The sequence below is a fragment of the Acidovorax sp. FG48 genome (genome assembly GCF_057809085.1).
In genome coordinates this window covers 464,664-480,936 of sequence record NZ_JBMDJH010000001.1, presented here as the reverse complement: position 1 = coordinate 480,936, position 16,273 = coordinate 464,664, and the positions used below count along the sequence as shown (strand labels likewise).

General features: G+C 66.7%; 14 protein-coding genes. 9 read left to right on the top strand and 5 right to left on the bottom strand.

Annotated features, from left to right (window positions below; all coding sequences use genetic code 11):
- Window positions 1–73: 73 nt before the first annotated feature.
- Complete coding sequence (locus ACODSU_RS02210; protein ID WP_488839724.1) at window positions 74–865, top strand: hypothetical protein; 792 nt, start codon at window positions 74–76, stop codon at window positions 863–865.
- A gap of 80 nt (window positions 866–945) precedes the next feature.
- Entirely contained in the window at window positions 946–1,239 is a 294-nt protein-coding gene (locus ACODSU_RS02205; RefSeq protein ID WP_488839722.1) for a hypothetical protein, read from the top strand.
- 142 nt (window positions 1,240–1,381) lie between these two features.
- On the opposite strand, the gene ACODSU_RS02200 is transcribed toward ACODSU_RS02205, so the two are convergent.
- Window positions 1,382–1,738, bottom strand: a complete 357-nt coding sequence (locus ACODSU_RS02200; protein WP_488839720.1) for an antibiotic biosynthesis monooxygenase family protein — start codon at window positions 1,736–1,738, stop codon at window positions 1,382–1,384.
- Window positions 1,735–2,079, bottom strand: a complete 345-nt coding sequence (locus ACODSU_RS02195; RefSeq protein WP_488839718.1) for an NIPSNAP family protein — start codon at window positions 2,077–2,079, stop codon at window positions 1,735–1,737. The genes ACODSU_RS02200 and ACODSU_RS02195 overlap by 4 nt, the downstream gene beginning before the upstream one ends.
- A gap of 79 nt (window positions 2,080–2,158) precedes the next feature.
- Here ACODSU_RS02195 and ACODSU_RS02190 point away from each other — a divergent pair, with 79 nt between their 5' ends.
- On the top strand, window positions 2,159–2,887 hold the full coding sequence (locus tag ACODSU_RS02190; protein ID WP_488839716.1) for an ArsR/SmtB family transcription factor: 729 nt from the start codon (window positions 2,159–2,161) through the stop codon (window positions 2,885–2,887).
- A complete protein-coding gene (locus ACODSU_RS02185; RefSeq protein WP_488839714.1) occupies window positions 2,881–3,207 on the top strand; it encodes a YnfA family protein in 327 nt (108 codons plus the stop codon). The genes ACODSU_RS02190 and ACODSU_RS02185 overlap by 7 nt, the downstream gene beginning before the upstream one ends.
- Window positions 3,208–3,257: 50 nt before the next feature.
- Here the strand turns inward: ACODSU_RS02185 and ACODSU_RS02180 are convergent, their stop codons facing one another.
- Both ACODSU_RS02180 and ACODSU_RS02175 read right to left on the bottom strand, forming a co-directional pair.
- Complete coding sequence (locus ACODSU_RS02180; protein WP_488839712.1) at window positions 3,258–4,847, bottom strand: ABC transporter substrate-binding protein; 1,590 nt, start codon at window positions 4,845–4,847, stop codon at window positions 3,258–3,260.
- A 165-nt stretch (window positions 4,848–5,012) separates the two neighbouring features.
- Window positions 5,013–5,498, bottom strand: a complete 486-nt coding sequence (locus tag ACODSU_RS02175) for a BON domain-containing protein (protein WP_488839959.1) — start codon at window positions 5,496–5,498, stop codon at window positions 5,013–5,015.
- A gap of 368 nt (window positions 5,499–5,866) precedes the next feature.
- Here ACODSU_RS02175 and ACODSU_RS02170 point away from each other — a divergent pair, with 368 nt between their 5' ends.
- From ACODSU_RS02170 to ACODSU_RS02150, 5 genes are all read left to right on the top strand, one after another.
- Window positions 5,867–6,931 (top strand): ligase-associated DNA damage response exonuclease, encoded by a 1,065-nt coding sequence (locus ACODSU_RS02170; RefSeq protein WP_488839710.1) that lies wholly within the window; start codon window positions 5,867–5,869, stop codon window positions 6,929–6,931.
- Window positions 6,928–8,625 (top strand): ATP-dependent DNA ligase, encoded by a 1,698-nt coding sequence (locus ACODSU_RS02165; protein ID WP_488839708.1) that lies wholly within the window; start codon window positions 6,928–6,930, stop codon window positions 8,623–8,625. Before ACODSU_RS02170 ends, ACODSU_RS02165 begins: the two co-directional genes overlap by 4 nt.
- On the top strand, window positions 8,622–11,345 hold the full coding sequence (locus tag ACODSU_RS02160) for a ligase-associated DNA damage response DEXH box helicase (protein WP_488839706.1): 2,724 nt from the start codon (window positions 8,622–8,624) through the stop codon (window positions 11,343–11,345). Before ACODSU_RS02165 ends, ACODSU_RS02160 begins: the two co-directional genes overlap by 4 nt.
- Window positions 11,346–11,350: 5 nt before the next feature.
- Window positions 11,351–12,088, top strand: a complete 738-nt coding sequence (pdeM, locus tag ACODSU_RS02155) for a ligase-associated DNA damage response endonuclease PdeM (protein ID WP_488839704.1) — start codon at window positions 11,351–11,353, stop codon at window positions 12,086–12,088.
- A gap of 241 nt (window positions 12,089–12,329) precedes the next feature.
- On the top strand, window positions 12,330–14,564 hold the full coding sequence (locus tag ACODSU_RS02150) for an NADP-dependent isocitrate dehydrogenase (protein WP_488839702.1): 2,235 nt from the start codon (window positions 12,330–12,332) through the stop codon (window positions 14,562–14,564).
- A gap of 160 nt (window positions 14,565–14,724) precedes the next feature.
- On the opposite strand, the gene ACODSU_RS02145 is transcribed toward ACODSU_RS02150, so the two are convergent.
- Window positions 14,725–16,116 (bottom strand): alpha/beta hydrolase, encoded by a 1,392-nt coding sequence (locus ACODSU_RS02145; protein WP_488839700.1) that lies wholly within the window; start codon window positions 16,114–16,116, stop codon window positions 14,725–14,727.
- Window positions 16,117–16,273: the final 157 nt, after the last annotated feature.

The following is a 16,273-nucleotide window of genomic DNA, read 5'->3' as shown; positions in this document are numbered from 1 at the left end:
GAGCCGCAAAAAGATGGCGGGGGTGCCACCGGGTGCATCTCCGCACCATCAATGAACAACAAGAGAGGTCAACGTGGGGGCTTGGGGAGCGGGTCTCTTTTCCAACGACACAAGCTGTGATGTTCGTGACGACTATGTCCGGCACCTGAAGCACGGACTCTCGACCGAGGAGGCTTGCCAGAAAATCCTGGCCCGGTACGGCGATCTGCTCACCAACACGGAAATCGCCTGCCTCGTGTACCTCGCCCTGGCCGACACCGCATGGCGCTATGGGCGACTGGATCAGGCACTGAAAGACATAGCCCTTTCGCTGCTGCAGGCGGGTGGCGATATTGATGTGTGGGAGCGGGATACACCTGACGACGTCGCATTGCGCCGCAAAACCCTTCAGGCACTGGAGGCCCGCCTCCACACGCCCCAACCGCCTGAAAAGCCGATCCAGGTTTCACAACCAAAACCAAAGAAGATCCGGACCACAGCCCCTGTGGGAACGGTTTTCTCTTTGGACCTGCCCCTGGGAGGCTCGGCCCTGCTGGTGCTGGTGGGGTTTGCGGAGCTGGAGAACAGCGTGGATCCCGTCTTTTCGGTCCTCGGCCAGCGCTTTGCCTCGCCATCAGAGATGCCCGCACAGATTACCGTGAGCGATGCGACGCTGGTGCTTTCAAAGACCTCTTATCAGCCCTATCAACACGTCGCCATTCTTCCCAAGGACGAAAGAAAGAACATACTTTCCGGGCTTGGCCAAACCAGTATCCCGGTGGCCGGCGCCATGCCTTACCAACGCGAGCGTACGGTGTGGTTGGCCCTGGGGCGCATTGCCAAAGAAATCGACGCGCACTTGGCTACCGAGCCTGCGCGTGCATAGCACCACGCCTCTGCCCCTGACGTGTGTTGCGTCCGTGCGAGCGCGTTTTGACAGTGCACAGAAAGCCTATGCCATTTGACATGTACGCCAACGACCAGCACGAAGCCATCCAGCACCAGGAAGAGTTCATCTTTGCGCTGGCCCAGGCCAACGCTCCTCAGTTCCCGGCACTTTCAGCGCTATGGGAGGCGTACTACGACGATCCCCGTATCTCATCCGCACAAGCCAGCGCACTGTTGCATGAACTGATTGCGCTGCTGGCTATCAACGGCGGTAGCACCAACAAGTCCCTGGTGAACACCGTCGTTCGTTTGTTGCCATTTTTCAGCATGGCCAGCCAAGGCGGTCATGAGATCAGAACGCAGAGTGACTGAGAAGATGTGCCCGCGCATCTAGAAAGCGCAGAAGCGGGCATGGAGTTGCGCCGGTCACCCGGTCTGCCGCTGCTGGACGAGTGCGGGGCGCTAACGTGAAGGTCACCAAGCGATTCATGTACTTTCGGCCGAATGCAACGATTTACGGCATGCCGGTTTCCAGCGTGGCGCGCGAATCCGGCGGCGCCTCTTCCCGGTCGTGCATGCCGTAGTCCCGTACCACAGCGGCCACACGCAAACGGTAGTCACGGAAAATGCTGGCGCGGCCCAGCCGCTGGGTGTGGCGGTGGGCTTCCATCTGCCGCCAACGGGCCACGGCTTCCTCGTCGCGCCAAAAGGACAGCGACAGCAGACGGCCTGGCTCGGTCAGGCTCTGAAAGCGCTCAATGGAAATGAAGCCATCCACTTGCTCCAGCAGCGGACGCAGTGCTGCAGCCGCTTGAAGGTAAGCGTCCTGCTGGCCGGGCGCTGGTTGAACTTCAAAGATCACGGCCATCATGCAGCAGGCTCCTGGCGGTGGGCGGGCAAGCCCAATGTGCCTTCCACCCCCTGCGTGAACGTGCGCTCCTCGCGCAGGATGAAGCGCTTGTCCTGCGCCAGCGCAAAGTTGGCGCGGCCTTCGGGGTCGGCGCGCAGGCGGGCGCGGTAGGCCTCGTAGGCGGCCAGGGAGTCAAAGCCGATCAAACCCCAGGCCTCGTAGTTGCTGCCTTCGTGCGGCAGGAAGTAGCCCAGCAAATGGCCGCCGCAGCGGGGAATGATCTGGCCCCAGCGGAGTGCGTATTCGGCGAACTGCTCGCGCTGGAAGGGGTCGATCTCGTAGCGGATGAAGCAGGTGATCATGAAGCTCTGGAGTGGTTGGTGGACAAGGGCTTCACGATAGGCGGTTGACGGCACTCGATGGTTCGCCCAAGATCGAACCATGAAAGACGGCCCTCACATCGCGCGCATTGCCGCGCTCATCGGCGACAGCGCACGCGCCGAAGTCCTCACCGCCCTGATGGCAGACCGCGCGCTCACGGCCACCGAGCTGGCCGACATTGCAGGCGTGACCAAGCAGACCATCAGCGCCCACCTCGCCAAGCTGCTGGATGCGGGCCTGATCGCCGTGGAGAGCCAGGGCCGGCACCGCTACTTCCGGCTGGCGGACCGGGATGTAGCCCACTTGCTGGAGTCGCTGATGAACGTGGCGTTTCGCGCCGGTGCCGTGCGGCTGCGCGCCGGCCCCCGGGAGCCTGCGCTGCGCCGCGCGCGCATGTGCTACGACCACTTGGCGGGCGAGGTGGGCGTGCAGTTTTATGAAGCACTGGTACGCCAGGGCATGCTGCAGGCCACACCCCAGGGGTCGGCCATCACGCCCGCTGGCGCGCAGTGGTTTGCGCACGTGGGGATCGACACGTCCACGTTGGGGCAGCAACGGCGCATGGTGTGCCGCCCCTGCCTGGACTGGAGCGAGCGCCGCCACCACCTGGGCGGCGCCCTGGGCGCGGCGCTGCTGCAGTGCCTCTTCGATGGGGGATGGGCCCACCGCGCTCAGGACTCGCGCGTGGTGCACTTCACCCCCAAGGGCGAGCTGGCGCTGCGCCAGTGGCTGGCCACCCATTCGGATGCCGCGAACCCCAGCGCCGCACATGGCCCCGGACCATGCTGAAAACATTGCTGCTTTTTATCGCCACGGCCCTCGCTGAAATCGTGGGCTGCTACCTGCCCTGGCTGTGGCTGAAGCAAGGCAAGCCCGCGTGGCTCCTGTTGCCTGCTGCAGCGAGCCTGGCGCTGTTTGCCTGGCTCTTGACGCTGCACGACACCACTGGCGCAGGCCGCGTGTATGCGGCCTACGGCGGGGTCTATATCGGGGTGGCACTGGTATGGCTGTGGGCGGTAGATGGCATCCGCCCCACGCCGTGGGATGTGGCGGGAGTGCTGGTGGCGCTGGCCGGCATGGCGATCATCATGCTGCAACCTGCGCGCTGACGCAGACTTGCGCCGTGGGCCGGGCGCAGACCAGCACCTCAGGAAGCGACTCAGTTCACCTTGATCAAACGCCAGTCGATGCGGTTGTCCGGCCGCTGCACGAGCTCCACGTTTTTCTTCATGGCCCAGGCCAGCATCTGGTTGTGCAGCGGGATGTGGGCCACGGTGTCGTTCTGCAGCTGCAGGCCTTCGGTCAGCAGGCGGTTGCGCACGGGCAGGTCGGTCTCGGTCTTCACGCGGTCCACGATGTAGTCCATGCGCTCGTTGCTGTAGCGGCCCAGGTTGTAGCTGCCATCGGCACCGGTGGTCTTGGTGCGTGCCAGCGACTGCAGGGTGTACAGCGCATCGAACGTGGGCACACCCCAGCTCAGCAGCGCAATACTGGCCTCGTGCCGCTGGGCCATGGGGTAGTAGCTCACGGCTGGCATGGTGCGCAGCTTGGCCTTGACGCCGATGCGTGACCACATGGCGGTGATCGCCTGGCACAGTTGCTCGTCCTGCACAATGGCGTTGTTGCTGCAGGCAAAGTCCACCTCAAAGCCATCGCTGTAGCCGGCCTGCGTCAGCAGCTCTTTGGCGGCATTGGGGTCGTAGGGCAGACGCTTGTCCACCGCGTCGGTCCACCCGTTGACCAGGGGCGACACCATCGCACCCGTGGGTTTGGACATGCCGCGCATGGTCACGCGCTGCAGTGTTGCGCCATCGATGGCCTGGTACAGCGCCTTGCGCACGCGCAGGTCCTTCAGCGGGTTCTTGCCCTTGATGTTGCTGCCGGGCAGCTCGTCGCGGAACTGGTCCATGGCCAGGTACACGGTGCGGTTCTCCACCATCTCCATGACCTTCAGCTGGGGGTTGGCCTTGAGGCGCCCCAGGTCCTGGATGCTGGTGTCGCGCACCATGTCCACCTCGCCAGACAGCAACGCGGCAATGCGCGTGGCCTCGGACTTGATGGGCAGGTAGGTGATCTCGGTCACGTTGCCTTCCGCCTTGCCCGCGTTCCACCAGCCCGGGTTTGCGGCAAACACGATCTTCTGGTCGGGCACCCATTCCTTGAGCACGAACGGGCCGGTGCCCATGGCATTGCGGTGCGAATAGGTTTCGTCCTTCGCCTTGATGTCCTTGGGCTCCACTGCGTTGTTCTTCTCGGCCCAGGCGTTGCTCATCACGCGCAGCTCGGTCAGCTGGTTGAGCAGCACGGGGTTGGGGTTCTTCAGAAAGATGTCGATGGTCTCGCCATCCACCTTGGCAATGCGGTCCATGCCCTGGGTGTAGATGGCGTAGGTGGACGTCCTGCTCATCGCGCGCTGCAGCGAATAGACCACATCGTCCGCCGTCATGGGCGAGCCGTCGCTGAACTTCACGCCCTGGCGCAGCTTGAAGCGCATCTGCGTGGGGCTGACCGGCTGCCACGACGTGGCCAGCAGCGGCTCCACCCTGAGCGTGCGGCTGTTGAACATCACCAGCGACTCATACACCGCCGCATGGATGCCGTTGCCCAGAGCGCTGTTCTGCGAATGGATGTCCATGGTCTGGATGTCACTGGAGCCGGACCACTTGAAGGGTTTGGCCGACACGGCGGGGGAAACAACGACTGCCAGGGCCAGGGTGGCTGCCGCCGGCAAGGAGAACTTGAATGGCATGAAAACTCCCTCATCAATGAAGCGTTACGAACCGGCAATATGCAGCAGGACGCGCACCAGCCCAAGCGCTTGGCAAGCGGTGTGGTGCCGGTGATTCATCGCTGGCGCCAGGACCATCGCGCAATCACTGCGCCTGGGATACGCGCCGCCAACTGGCCGCGCATGTCACGGCTTTTGCGGCAAGGCCAGCGGGTACCGCGCCGCCGCTGCATCCGTCCCCACCTGCAGCAGGTTGATCACCCCCATCACATCGTCTACCAGCCACACGGCTTTCTCCAGCGCGTCGGACTGGGCCTGCGACTGCACGCATCCCTTGAGCGTCACCAGCCGCCGCTCGCCCAGCACCCACACGCTGGTGTCGTCAAAGCGGCCGTCCTGCTGGATATAGCGCTGCACTCGCGGGATGATCTCGGCGTCGTACAGGTAGGAGTTGGGCAGGCGACAGCGCCCCACGCGATGACAACTGCCGCCATGTTGGGAGCGCACATGCGCCAGCTCGCGCACCTCGGCCTCGGTGTACAGCGGGCCCTCGGGCACGGGGCACTGGGCGATGGCATGGGTCACCTGAACGAAAGGGTCGTTGAAGGCGTTGGTGCGCGGCGAGCCATCGGCCGAGGCCTGGGCGGCGCCCCCTGCAGCGCACAGGGCCATGGCCGATCCGCCCAGCAGGGCACAGAGCGACCGATACGACGGATACAAGCGCATGGATGAATCCCCGGCTGCGGGCCAGCGCCGCAGGCGACGCCATCCTACGGGCGTGGTGTTCTTCAGTAAAGACAGGCGCCGGTACGCAGAACGCGGCGCAGTCCTGCAGACGGCGCAACCCACAACGGGATGATGGAGGGCATGCTCCGGCAGCGGGACGACCCCGCAGACCAAACGCTTCACTATTGATAGCAAATAGGGTATATAACACCGGCGCATGCAGCAGATTGAATGCCCAAAAGGCCTGTAACAGCCCGCCGCGCAAACCCGGGCGGCCCCACCGACTTTGCCTTGCCGCCTACGATGCCACACGCATGCTCCGCAATGACTTGATCGTCCACCGCCCCGAAGGCTTGTACTGCCCGCCTGGCGACTTCTACATCGACCCCTGGCGGCCGGTGGATAGGGCCGTGATCACGCATGCCCATTCAGACCACGCGCGCATGGGCTCGGCGCATTACCTGGCGCACGAGGGCAGCGCGGGCATGCTGCGCAACCGGCTGGGGGCGGACATCGCACTGCAGACGCTGGCCTACGGCGAGACCATCGACCACCATGACGTGCGCCTGTCGCTGCACCCTGCGGGCCATGTGCTGGGCTCGGCCCAGGTGCGCATCGAACACGGCGGCCAGGTGTGGGTGGCCTCGGGCGACTACAAGCTGGAAGACGATGGCACCTGTCCGCCGTTCGAGCCGGTGCGCTGCCACACCTTCATCACCGAATCGACCTTTGGCCTGCCCATCTACCGCTGGCCGTCCCAGCCCGCGCTGTTTGCCGACATCAATGCCTGGTGGGCAGCCAATGCAGCGGCGGGCAAGGCCAGCGTGCTGTACGCGTATGCCTTTGGCAAGGCGCAGCGGCTGCTGCATGGCGTGGATGCCAGCATCGGGCCCATTGTGGTGCATGGCGCTGTGGAGCCGCTCAATGCCGTGTACCGCGCGGCCGGTGTAGACCTACCACCTACGCTGCGTGTAACGGACCCAGGCCTGACCAAGGCGGGCCTGAAACGCGCGCTGGTGCTGGCCCCGCCCTCGGCTGCGGGCACCCCCTGGCTCAAGCGGTTTGGAGAACACTCCGATGCGTTTGCCAGTGGCTGGATGCTGGTGCGCGGCGCGCGCCGCCGCAGGGGCGTGGACCGGGGCTTTGTGATGAGCGACCACGCCGACTGGCCGAGTTTGCAGAAGGCCATCGGCGCCACGGGGGCGGAGCGCGTCATCGTGACCCACGGCAGCACAGCCGTGATGGTGCGCTGGCTGTGCGAGCAGGGGCTGGACGCCCAGGTGTTTGCCACCGAATACGGCGCCGATGACAACGAGGACGATGCGGGGGCTGCGCCTGAGGTTCCAAGCAGCACATCCACACCCGAGGCAGCCGCATGAAGGCCTTTGCCCAGCTGTTCCAGGCGCTCGACGCCACCACCGCGCAGTCGGCCAAGCTCGCGGCGCTGGTGGCCTACTTGCGCGTGGCGTCGCCCGCCGATGCGGCCTGGGCCACGTACTTTTTGGCGGGAGGCAAACCTCGCCAGATGGTGCCCACCAAGCGCCTGAAGGCCCTGGCGCAAGAGGCTGCGGGCCTGCCCGAGTGGCTGTTCGAAGAAAGCTACCAGGCCGTGGGCGACCTGGCCGAAACGCTGGCCCTGCTGCTGCCCCCACCCGCGCAGCCCACCGAACTGACGCTGGCCGAATGGATGGCCCAACTATTGCCCTTGCGCGCGCTGCCGCCCGACGAGGCCGATGAGCGCCTGCGCGCGCAATGGAACATGCTGGCGCCGGAGCAGCGCTTCGTCTACTTCAAGCTCATCACCGGCAACTTCCGCGTGGGGGTGTCGCGCCTGCAGGTCACGCAGGCGCTGGCCACCGTGAGCGCGCTGGACCCCAAGCGCATCGCACATCGGCTGATGGGCTACACGCAGATCGGCCGGCAGCCGCAGGCCAGCGACTACCAGGCGCTGATCGCGCCGGTGGATGACGATGCCTGTGCGCAGGATGCTGCCGATGCAGGCCAGCCCTACCCGTTCTTTTTGGCCCACCCGTTCAACCAGCCCGTGGCCGAGATGCCCACACTGCTGGGCGCACCCGGCGACTGGCTGGTGGAATGGAAGTGGGACGGCATCCGCGCGCAGATCGTGCGGCGCGCGGGCGAGATGTGGGTGTGGTCGCGTGGCGAGGAGCTGGTGACCGACCGCTTTCCCGAGTTGGCCGATGCCGCGATGGCGCAGCTTCCCGATGGCACGGTGGTCGATGGCGAGATCCTGGTGTGGCTGCCGGGCGAACCCCAGCCCCGCCCCTTTGCCGACCTGCAAAAGCGCCTGGGCCGCAAGACCCTGACCCCCAAACTGCTGCGCGAGCTGCCCGTGGTGCTGGTGGCCTACGACCTGCTCGAACACGCCGGGCAGGACCTGCGCCAAGAGCCGCAGCAGGCCCGCCGCGCGCTGCTGGAGGCCACGCTGCAACGGCCTGACGACATCACCATCGCACCCGCACCGCACAAGACCTTACGCCGGAGCGAGTTGCTGCACGGCGCCGACTGGCCGGACCTGGCGCGCCAGCGCGAGGCCGCGCGCAGCATGGGCACCGAGGGCTTCATGCTCAAGCAACGCAGCGCGCAGTACGGCGTGGGCCGCACCAAGGATGTGGGCGTGTGGTGGAAGTGGAAGATCGACCCCATGAGCGTGGACGCCGTGCTCATCTACGCCCAGCGCGGCCACGGCCGCCGTGCCAGCCTCTACACCGACTACACCTTCGCCGTGTGGACCGGGCCGCAGGACGACCCGGAGCGGCAACTGGTGCCGTTTGCCAAGGCCTATTCGGGCCTGACCGATGCCGAGATTGCGCAGGTGGACGCCATCATCCGCAAGACCACGCGCGAAAGCTTTGGGCCCGTGCGCAGTGTGGAAGCAACGCTGGTGTTTGAGCTGGGCTTCGAGGGCATCGCAAAGAGCCCACGCCACAAGAGCGGCATTGCAGTGCGCTTTCCGCGCATGCTGCGCTGGCGGCAGGACAAACCCGTGGCCGAGGCCGATACCCTGCAGACGCTGATGGCGTTGTTGCCAGGGCAGGACGCTGCGGCATGAGCACCACCCGCCGCCCGCGCAAGCTATTGCCCCCGGTGGCACCGAGTGCCGCAGCCGCCTGGATGGCCGCACGCGGCTGGCAGCCCTTTGGCTTCCAGCACGACGTGTGGCGTGCGATGGGCGAAGGCCGCTCGGGCCTGCTGCACGCCACCACGGGCGCGGGCAAAACCTATGCGGTGTGGCTGGGCGCACTGCAGCATCTGGCGCAGGCCGATGCTGCACCTGCGCCCGAAGGAGCCCCCAAAGCACCCAACGCCCGCACCGCACTGCGCACGCGCCGCGCTGCGGCACCACCGCTCACGGTGCTCTGGATCACGCCCATGCGCGCACTCGCCGCCGATTCGCTGCGCGCCCTGCAGGCACCGTTGCCCGACTTGGCCCCCACCTGGACCAGCGGGCTGCGCACCGGCGACACCGCCAGCGGCGAGCGCGCCGCGCAAGATCGCCGCCTGCCCACGTTGCTGGTGACCACGCCCGAAAGCGTCTCGCTGCTGCTGGCCCGCGCCGATGCGCGTGAGCGCTTGGCCAGCGTTCGCCTGGTGGTGGTGGACGAGTGGCACGAGCTGGTGGGCAACAAGCGCGGCGTGCAGGTGCAGCTGGCGCTGGCGCGCTTGTCGGGCTGGAACCCGGCGCTGCAGGTGTGGGGCATGTCGGCCACGCTGGGCAACCTGGAGGAGGCCCTGCACACATTGCTACCTGCATCTGTGCCCGGCGCGCCGCAACCACCGCCCGCCGTGCTGGTGCAGGGCCGCATCGACAAGCGGCTGGAGGTGCAGGTGATGCTGCCCGCGCGGGCCGACCGCTTTGCGTGGGCGGGCCACATGGGGCTGAGCCTGCTGCCGCAGGTGGTGCAGTCGATCGAAGCGGCGGCGTCCACCTTGGTGTTCACCAACACCCGGTCGCAAGCCGAGCGCTGGTACCAGGCGCTGCTGGAGGCGCGCCCAGACTGGGCGGGCACCATTGCGCTGCATCATGGGTCGCTGGGGCATGAGGTGCGCGACTGGGTGGAACAAGGCCTCAAGGCCGGGCAGCTCAAGGCCGTGGTCTGCACATCGAGCCTGGACCTGGGCGTGGACTTTTTGCCGGTGGAACAGGTGCTGCAGATCGGATCGGCCAAAGGCGTGGCGCGGCTGGTGCAGCGTGCGGGCCGCTCGGGCCATGCGCCGGGGCGCAGCTCCAGCATCACGCTGGTGCCCACGCATAGCCTGGAGCTGGTGGAGGCCGCCGCCGCGCGCCACGCGCTGGCGCAGGGCCGCATTGAAGACCGGCACACACCGCGTGCCCCGCTGGACGTGCTGGTACAGCACCTGGTCACCGTGGCGCTGGGCGGCGGCTTTGTGCCCGATGTACTGCTGGCCGAAGTGCGCCGCGCCCCGGCCTACGCGGCCTTGACTGACAACGACTGGCAGTGGGCGCTGCAGTTTGTGCGCCAGGGCGGCGCGTCGCTGGCCACTTACCCGGACTTTCACCGCGTGGTGCCGGACGACGAGGGTGTGTGGCGCGTGCCCGATGCGCGCCTGGCGCGCCGCCACCGCAGCAACATCGGCACCATCGTGAGCGACGCCGCCATGCAGGTGCAGTTTGTGAGCGGCGGGCGCCTGGGCTCGGTGGAAGAGAGCTTCATCGCCCGGCTGCGCAAGGGCGATGTGTTCATGTTTGCAGGCCGGCTGCTGGAGCTGGTGCGCACCCAGCAGATGACGGCCTATGTGCGCATCGCCCCCAAGGGCAGCGCCGCCCTGCCGCGCTGGAGCGGCGGGCGCATGCCGCTGTCGAACACGCTGGCCGATGCGATGCTGGAACAGCTGGCGCAGGCCGAGCGCGGCGCGTTCACCACGCCCGAGATGCGCTGCGCCCAGCCGCTGCTGGAGCTGCAGCAGGCCTGGTCGGCCCTGCCCACACCCAGCCGCCTGGTGGCCGAGACGCTGCACACCCGCGAGGGATGGCACCTGTACCTGTACCCGCTGGCGGGGCGCCTGGTGCACCTGGGGCTGGCCGGGCTGCTGGGCTGGCGCGCGTCGCAGCAGGTGCCCAACACCTTCTCCATCGCGGTCAACGACTACGGGCTGGAGCTGCTGTCGGCCAAGCCCGTGGACTGGGCCACGCTGCTGCCGCGCCTGATTGGCGAGGGCACGCACACCACCATCGGTAGCGGGCTCGAAGACGAAGTGCTGGCCAGCCTGAACGCCACCGAGATGGCACGCCGGCGCTTTCGCGAGATCGCGCGCATTGCAGGCCTCATCTTTCAAAGCCACCCGGGCGAGCAGCGCAGCAGCCGCCAGCTCCAGGCCTCGTCGTCGCTGTACTACGACGTGTTTGCGCAGTACGACCCGGGCAACCTGCTGCTGGCCCAGGCCCGTGCCGAGCTGCTGACGAACGAGCTGGACATGGACCGCCTGGCGCACACACTGCGCGGCATGCAGGCGCAGACCCTGTCCATCCACGCGCTGGAGCGCCCCACACCATTCGCCCTGCCGCTGATGGTGGAGCGCTTTCGCGAGCGCCTGAGCACCGAGACCCTGGCCGACCGGCTGGCGCGCATGGTGCAGGCGCTGGAGCAGGCGGCCGACGTCACCACCGGCACCCACCTTGCGCAGCACGCAGTGCAGCCCACGGACATGGTGTGGGACCTGCCCGAAAGCTCTGGGCCCCGCACACCACGCGCGCGCCAGGCTGCGGCTGGGGACGCCCCCCGCCGAGCCCGCAGACGCCACGGATTCTGAGCATGATGACCACGCTTCCCTTTCACACATCCACCCCCGAGACGCAGGCCGTCCCTGCGCTCCCCATGGGTGCGCATGCCATCACCCTGCCCTGCAGCACGGCCCTGCAGCTGTTGCCCCAGCGCGCGCTGTGGTGGCCCGCGGCGCGCATGGTGATGGTGGCGGATGTGCATTTCGGCAAGGCGGCCACCTTCCGCCGCGCGGGGCAGCCGGTGCCCCATGGCACCACGGCCGATAACCTGGCGCGGCTCGATGCGGTGCTGGCTGCCACTGGTGCTGACCACCTGGTGTTCTTGGGGGATTTTCTGCACGCGCGCAGCGGCGCTGCCGATGCGCTGTGGCAGCAGTTGCTGCCCTGGCGCCAGCGCCATGCGCATGTGGCGATGACCCTGGTGCGCGGCAACCACGACCAGCAGGCGGGCGACCCGCCGGCCGCGCTGGCACTGGCGCTGGTCAACGAGCCCTGGTTGCCCTGTGCCGATGCGCGGGTGCTGGCCTGCCACCACCCGCAGGCGGTGGCGGGCCACACGGTGATTGCCGGGCACCTGCACCCCACGCTGCGGCTGCGCGGCCCGGCGCGGGATGCGCTGCGGACGCCCTGCTTTGGTTGGGGTGACGGGCAGTTGGTCCTGCCCGCCTTCGGGGCCTTCACCGGCACGGCGCCCGACACCCTGCCTGCGCACTGGGCGCAGTTTGCGGTGCTGCCGGGCCGGGTGGTGGCTGTTCCAGGGACTTTTTCGTAGGGTCTGCAGGGGGTGGCGCGCGGGCGCCAAGACGATCAAACTGCAGGGGGCCGCAGGGTGATGACCACCTATTTGGTGAAAAAAAGTGCCCTGGGCTTATGATAATTTTGCATTGTGAGATTCGATTGCAAAAACAGCGGGCTGTGACAGCCCCGAGCAAGGAGAATCAGAGAGCATCCGCGTTTGGCCCCGCTGCGACGCAGCCGGGGGCATCTACCTACTCTGTTTCGTGAGACAAGCCATGACGACCCAGCAACCTTCCATCATCTACACCCTGACCGACGAGGCACCCCGTCTGGCCACGGCTTCCTTCCTGCCCATCATCCGCACGTTTGCGGCGCCGGCAGGCATCAACGTGCTGGAGAGCGACATCTCGGTGGCGGCACGTATCCTGGGTGAGTTCCCCGACTACCTGACCGAAGAACAGCGCGTGCCCAACAACCTGGCCGAGCTGGGCAAGAAGACGCTGCAGCCCGATGCCAACATCATCAAGCTGCCCAACATCTCCGCGTCCGTCGCACAGCTCAAGGCCGCCATCGCCGAGCTGCAATCCAAGGGCTACGCACTGCCCGACTACCCCGATCAGCCCAAGGACGACAAAGAGAAAGAAATCAAGGCCCGCTACAGCAAGTGCACCGGCTCGGCCGTGAACCCTGTGCTGCGCGAAGGCAACTCCGACCGCCGCGCGCCCAAGGCCGTGAAGGAATACGCCCGCAAGAACCCGCACAGCATGGCCGAGTGGAGCCAGGCCTCACGTTCGCACGTGTCGCACATGCACGCCGGCGACTTCTACCACGGCGAAAAGTCCATGACGCTGGACAAGGCGCGTGACGTGAAGATGGAGCTGATCACCAAGAGCGGCAAGGCCATCGTCTTGAAGCCCAAGGTCAGCCTGCTCGACCGCGAAGTGATCGACAGCATGTTCATGAGCAAGAAGGCGCTGCTGGAGTTCTACGAGAAGGAAATCGAAGACGCACGCAAGACCGGCGTGATGTTCTCGCTGCACGTGAAGGCCACGATGATGAAGGTGTCGCACCCCATCGTGTTCGGCCACTGCGTGAAGATCTTCTACAAGGACGCGTTCGCCAAGCACGCCAAGACCTTTGAAGAACTGGGCGTGAACGTGAACAACGGCATGGTGGATCTGTACACCAAGATCGAAACGCTGCCCCAAAGCCAGCGCGACGAGATCAAGCGCGACCTGCACGCCTGCCACGAAAACCGCCCCGAGCTGGCCATGGTCGATTCCGCCAAGGGCATCACCAACTTCCACTCGCCCAACGACATCATCGTGGACGCCTCCATGCCCGCCATGATCCGCAACGGCGGCAAGATGTGGGACGCCAACGGCCGCCTGAAGGACGTGAAGGCCGTGATGCCCGAATCGACCTTCGCCCGCATCTACCAGGAGATCATCAACTTCTGCAAGTGGCACGGCGCGTTCGACCCCAAGACCATGGGCACCGTGCCCAACGTGGGCCTGATGGCCCAGCAGGCCGAAGAGTACGGCTCGCACGACAAGACCTTCGAGATCCCCGAAGACGGCGTGGCCAACATCACCGACCTGGCCACCGGCGAAGTGCTGCTGAGCCAGAACGTGGAGCAAGGCGACATCTGGCGCATGTGCCAGGTTAAGGACGCCGCGATCCGCGACTGGGTGAAGCTGGCCGTGAACCGCGCGCGCAACTCCGGCATGCCCGTGGTGTTCTGGCTCGACTCGTACCGCCCACACGAGGCGCAGCTGATCACCAAGGTCAAGATGTACCTGCACGAGCACAACACCACCGGCCTCGATATCCAGATCATGAGCCAGGTGCGTGCAATGCGCTACACGCTGGAGCGCGTGATCCGTGGCCTGGACACCATCAGCGCCACCGGCAACATCCTGCGCGACTACCTGACCGACCTGTTCCCCATCATGGAACTGGGCACCTCGGCCAAGATGCTGTCCATCGTGCCTCTGATGGCCGGTGGCGGCATGTACGAGACGGGTGCCGGCGGCTCCGCGCCCAAGCATGTGCAGCAGCTGGTGGAAGAAAACCACCTGCGCTGGGACAGCCTGGGCGAGTTCCTGGCGCTGGCCGTGTCGCTGGAAGACCTGGGCCTCAAGAACAACAACCCCCGCGCCAAGCTGCTGGCCAAGACGCTGGATGCCGCCACGGGCAAGCTGCTGGACAACAACAAGAACCCTTCGCCCAAGACGGGCCAGCTGGACAACCGCGGCAGCCAGTTCTACCTGGCCCTGTACTGGGCGCAAGAGCTGGCCGCGCAGACCGAAGACGCCGAACTGGCCGCCAAGTTCGCGCCCCTGGCCAAGCAGCTGACCGAGAACGAGCAGAAGATCGTGCAAGAGCTGAACGCCGTGCAGGGCCAGCCCACCGACATCGGTGGCTACTATCTGCCCGACGTGGCCAAGCTGGACGCCGTGATGCGCCCCAGCGAGACGCTGAACAAGGCGCTGGCTTCGGTGGCCTGATCCTTTTCGGCCGCTCCAACGCAAAGGCCCCGCAGTGCGGGGCCTTTTTTATTTCGGGACCTGGGAGTTAGCGCGACCACCGAGGACCGTGCGCGGCGGCCGATGCCCAGTCCGCCGCGCATCCCCCAGGGACACATATCAGAACGTGTTTGCGATCTTTTCAGGGACGGTCGCGGTCTGCCACGCGGCTGCTCAAGGGCTTGGGCACATAGGCCGGCACAAAGGCGCAGCCCTTGCCAAAACGCGCCTCGTTGGCCGGGCACTGCTGGGCAATGCTGTCGGGCGTGGGCTTGGCGCCCTCGTCCACCCAGCGCAGTAGCGCGGTCATCAGCGTGGGGTAGGTGGGGTCGCTCAGGTAGCTGTGGGTGTTGTGCCGGGTGAAGGTCTGCACCAGGCGCTCCGCGCTGCCGCCTTGCGCCATGGTGGCCCGGAAGGCCGCGTCCAGCTCGACAAAGGCCGTGGGGTCGTCCACGCCCTTGACGGTGAGCACCGGCACGGGGATGCGGCCGGTCAGGTCTGTGTCCTGCGCAAAGCGGGCCACGGCAGCGGGGTCGGCCCGGTAGCGCAGCATGGCGGCGTTCAGCGCGGCGTCGTCAGCCGAACCGCGGTACTGCACCCCCCGGTTGCCAAATGGGCTGGCGCCTCCCGTGCGGAGCTGCACCACGTCGCGGAAGTGGAAGGTGGCCCAGTTCATGTGGCCCTGGATGGAGCTGGCCGGGATGCGGATCACATCCACGATGGTTTTGATCTTGCGCTGCTGCTCGGGCGTGCGCTCGGCCACCGGCTTGTTCAGCGCCAGGCATTCGTTCACGCGCGCGGCCAGGTCCGCCTGCGTCATCGCCGCGTCGGCAGGCAGGCCGATGTTCAGCGGGTACTGCGCCTCGTTGGGCCGGGGGTGGTTGTTGCACAGGTACTGGTAGACCACGCGCAGGTCGGTGCGGAAGTCGTACGAGCGCGTGCCGCCCGCCAGCACGCCGCTGGTGAGCAGCACGGCGTCATACGGGCGCTTGCCGTCGGCCGCGGTGGTGAACATCTCGGCCCCCTTGGCCGCCACGCTGGCGCCCCAGGACTGGCCGTGCAGGATGGTGCGCTGCGGCTGCGCCACATGGCGCACGAAGATCTGGCGCAGCCGCTCGGTGTCCTCGGCGGCGGCACGCACCTCCACACCGCCTTGGCGGAAGGTGCTGCCCGCCCAGGCGTACCCGGCGCGGACCATGATGGCCCAGCGCTCCAGGTCTTCCACCGACCGCTCCATCTTCGGCGCGCCCAGGGCCGGGCCGCCGTGGGCGTGCAGCACCAAGTGGCCGTTCCACTGCTGCGGCACCGCCACCAGGTAATACGCACCGGCCGAGTCCTTGCCCGACAGGCAGCGGGCGATGGGCGCGAGGTCTTTGGGGCACGGGGTAGTCGTTGGCGCAGCATCGGCCGCCGCACTCACCGGCGCAGAGGCGGGCGGTTGCGGGGGCACCGGCGCGCAGGCCGAAAGCAGGCCGATCACGCCGGCCAGTGCCAGGGTCGGCAGGGTACGTGGTGTGGCACGGGGGGTAGGCATGGGTCGGGTCTCCGTTGTCTTTTTTGTCCGCGCTGGGCGTCGTGTCCAATACTACCAATTTGATAGCACCTCAGGCATGTTTCACTGGCGCTACGGGCCATTTTGGCCCATATCTGCATGCCTGGCCCCACACGGCAGCCCCCGGGGCACCTTGGCG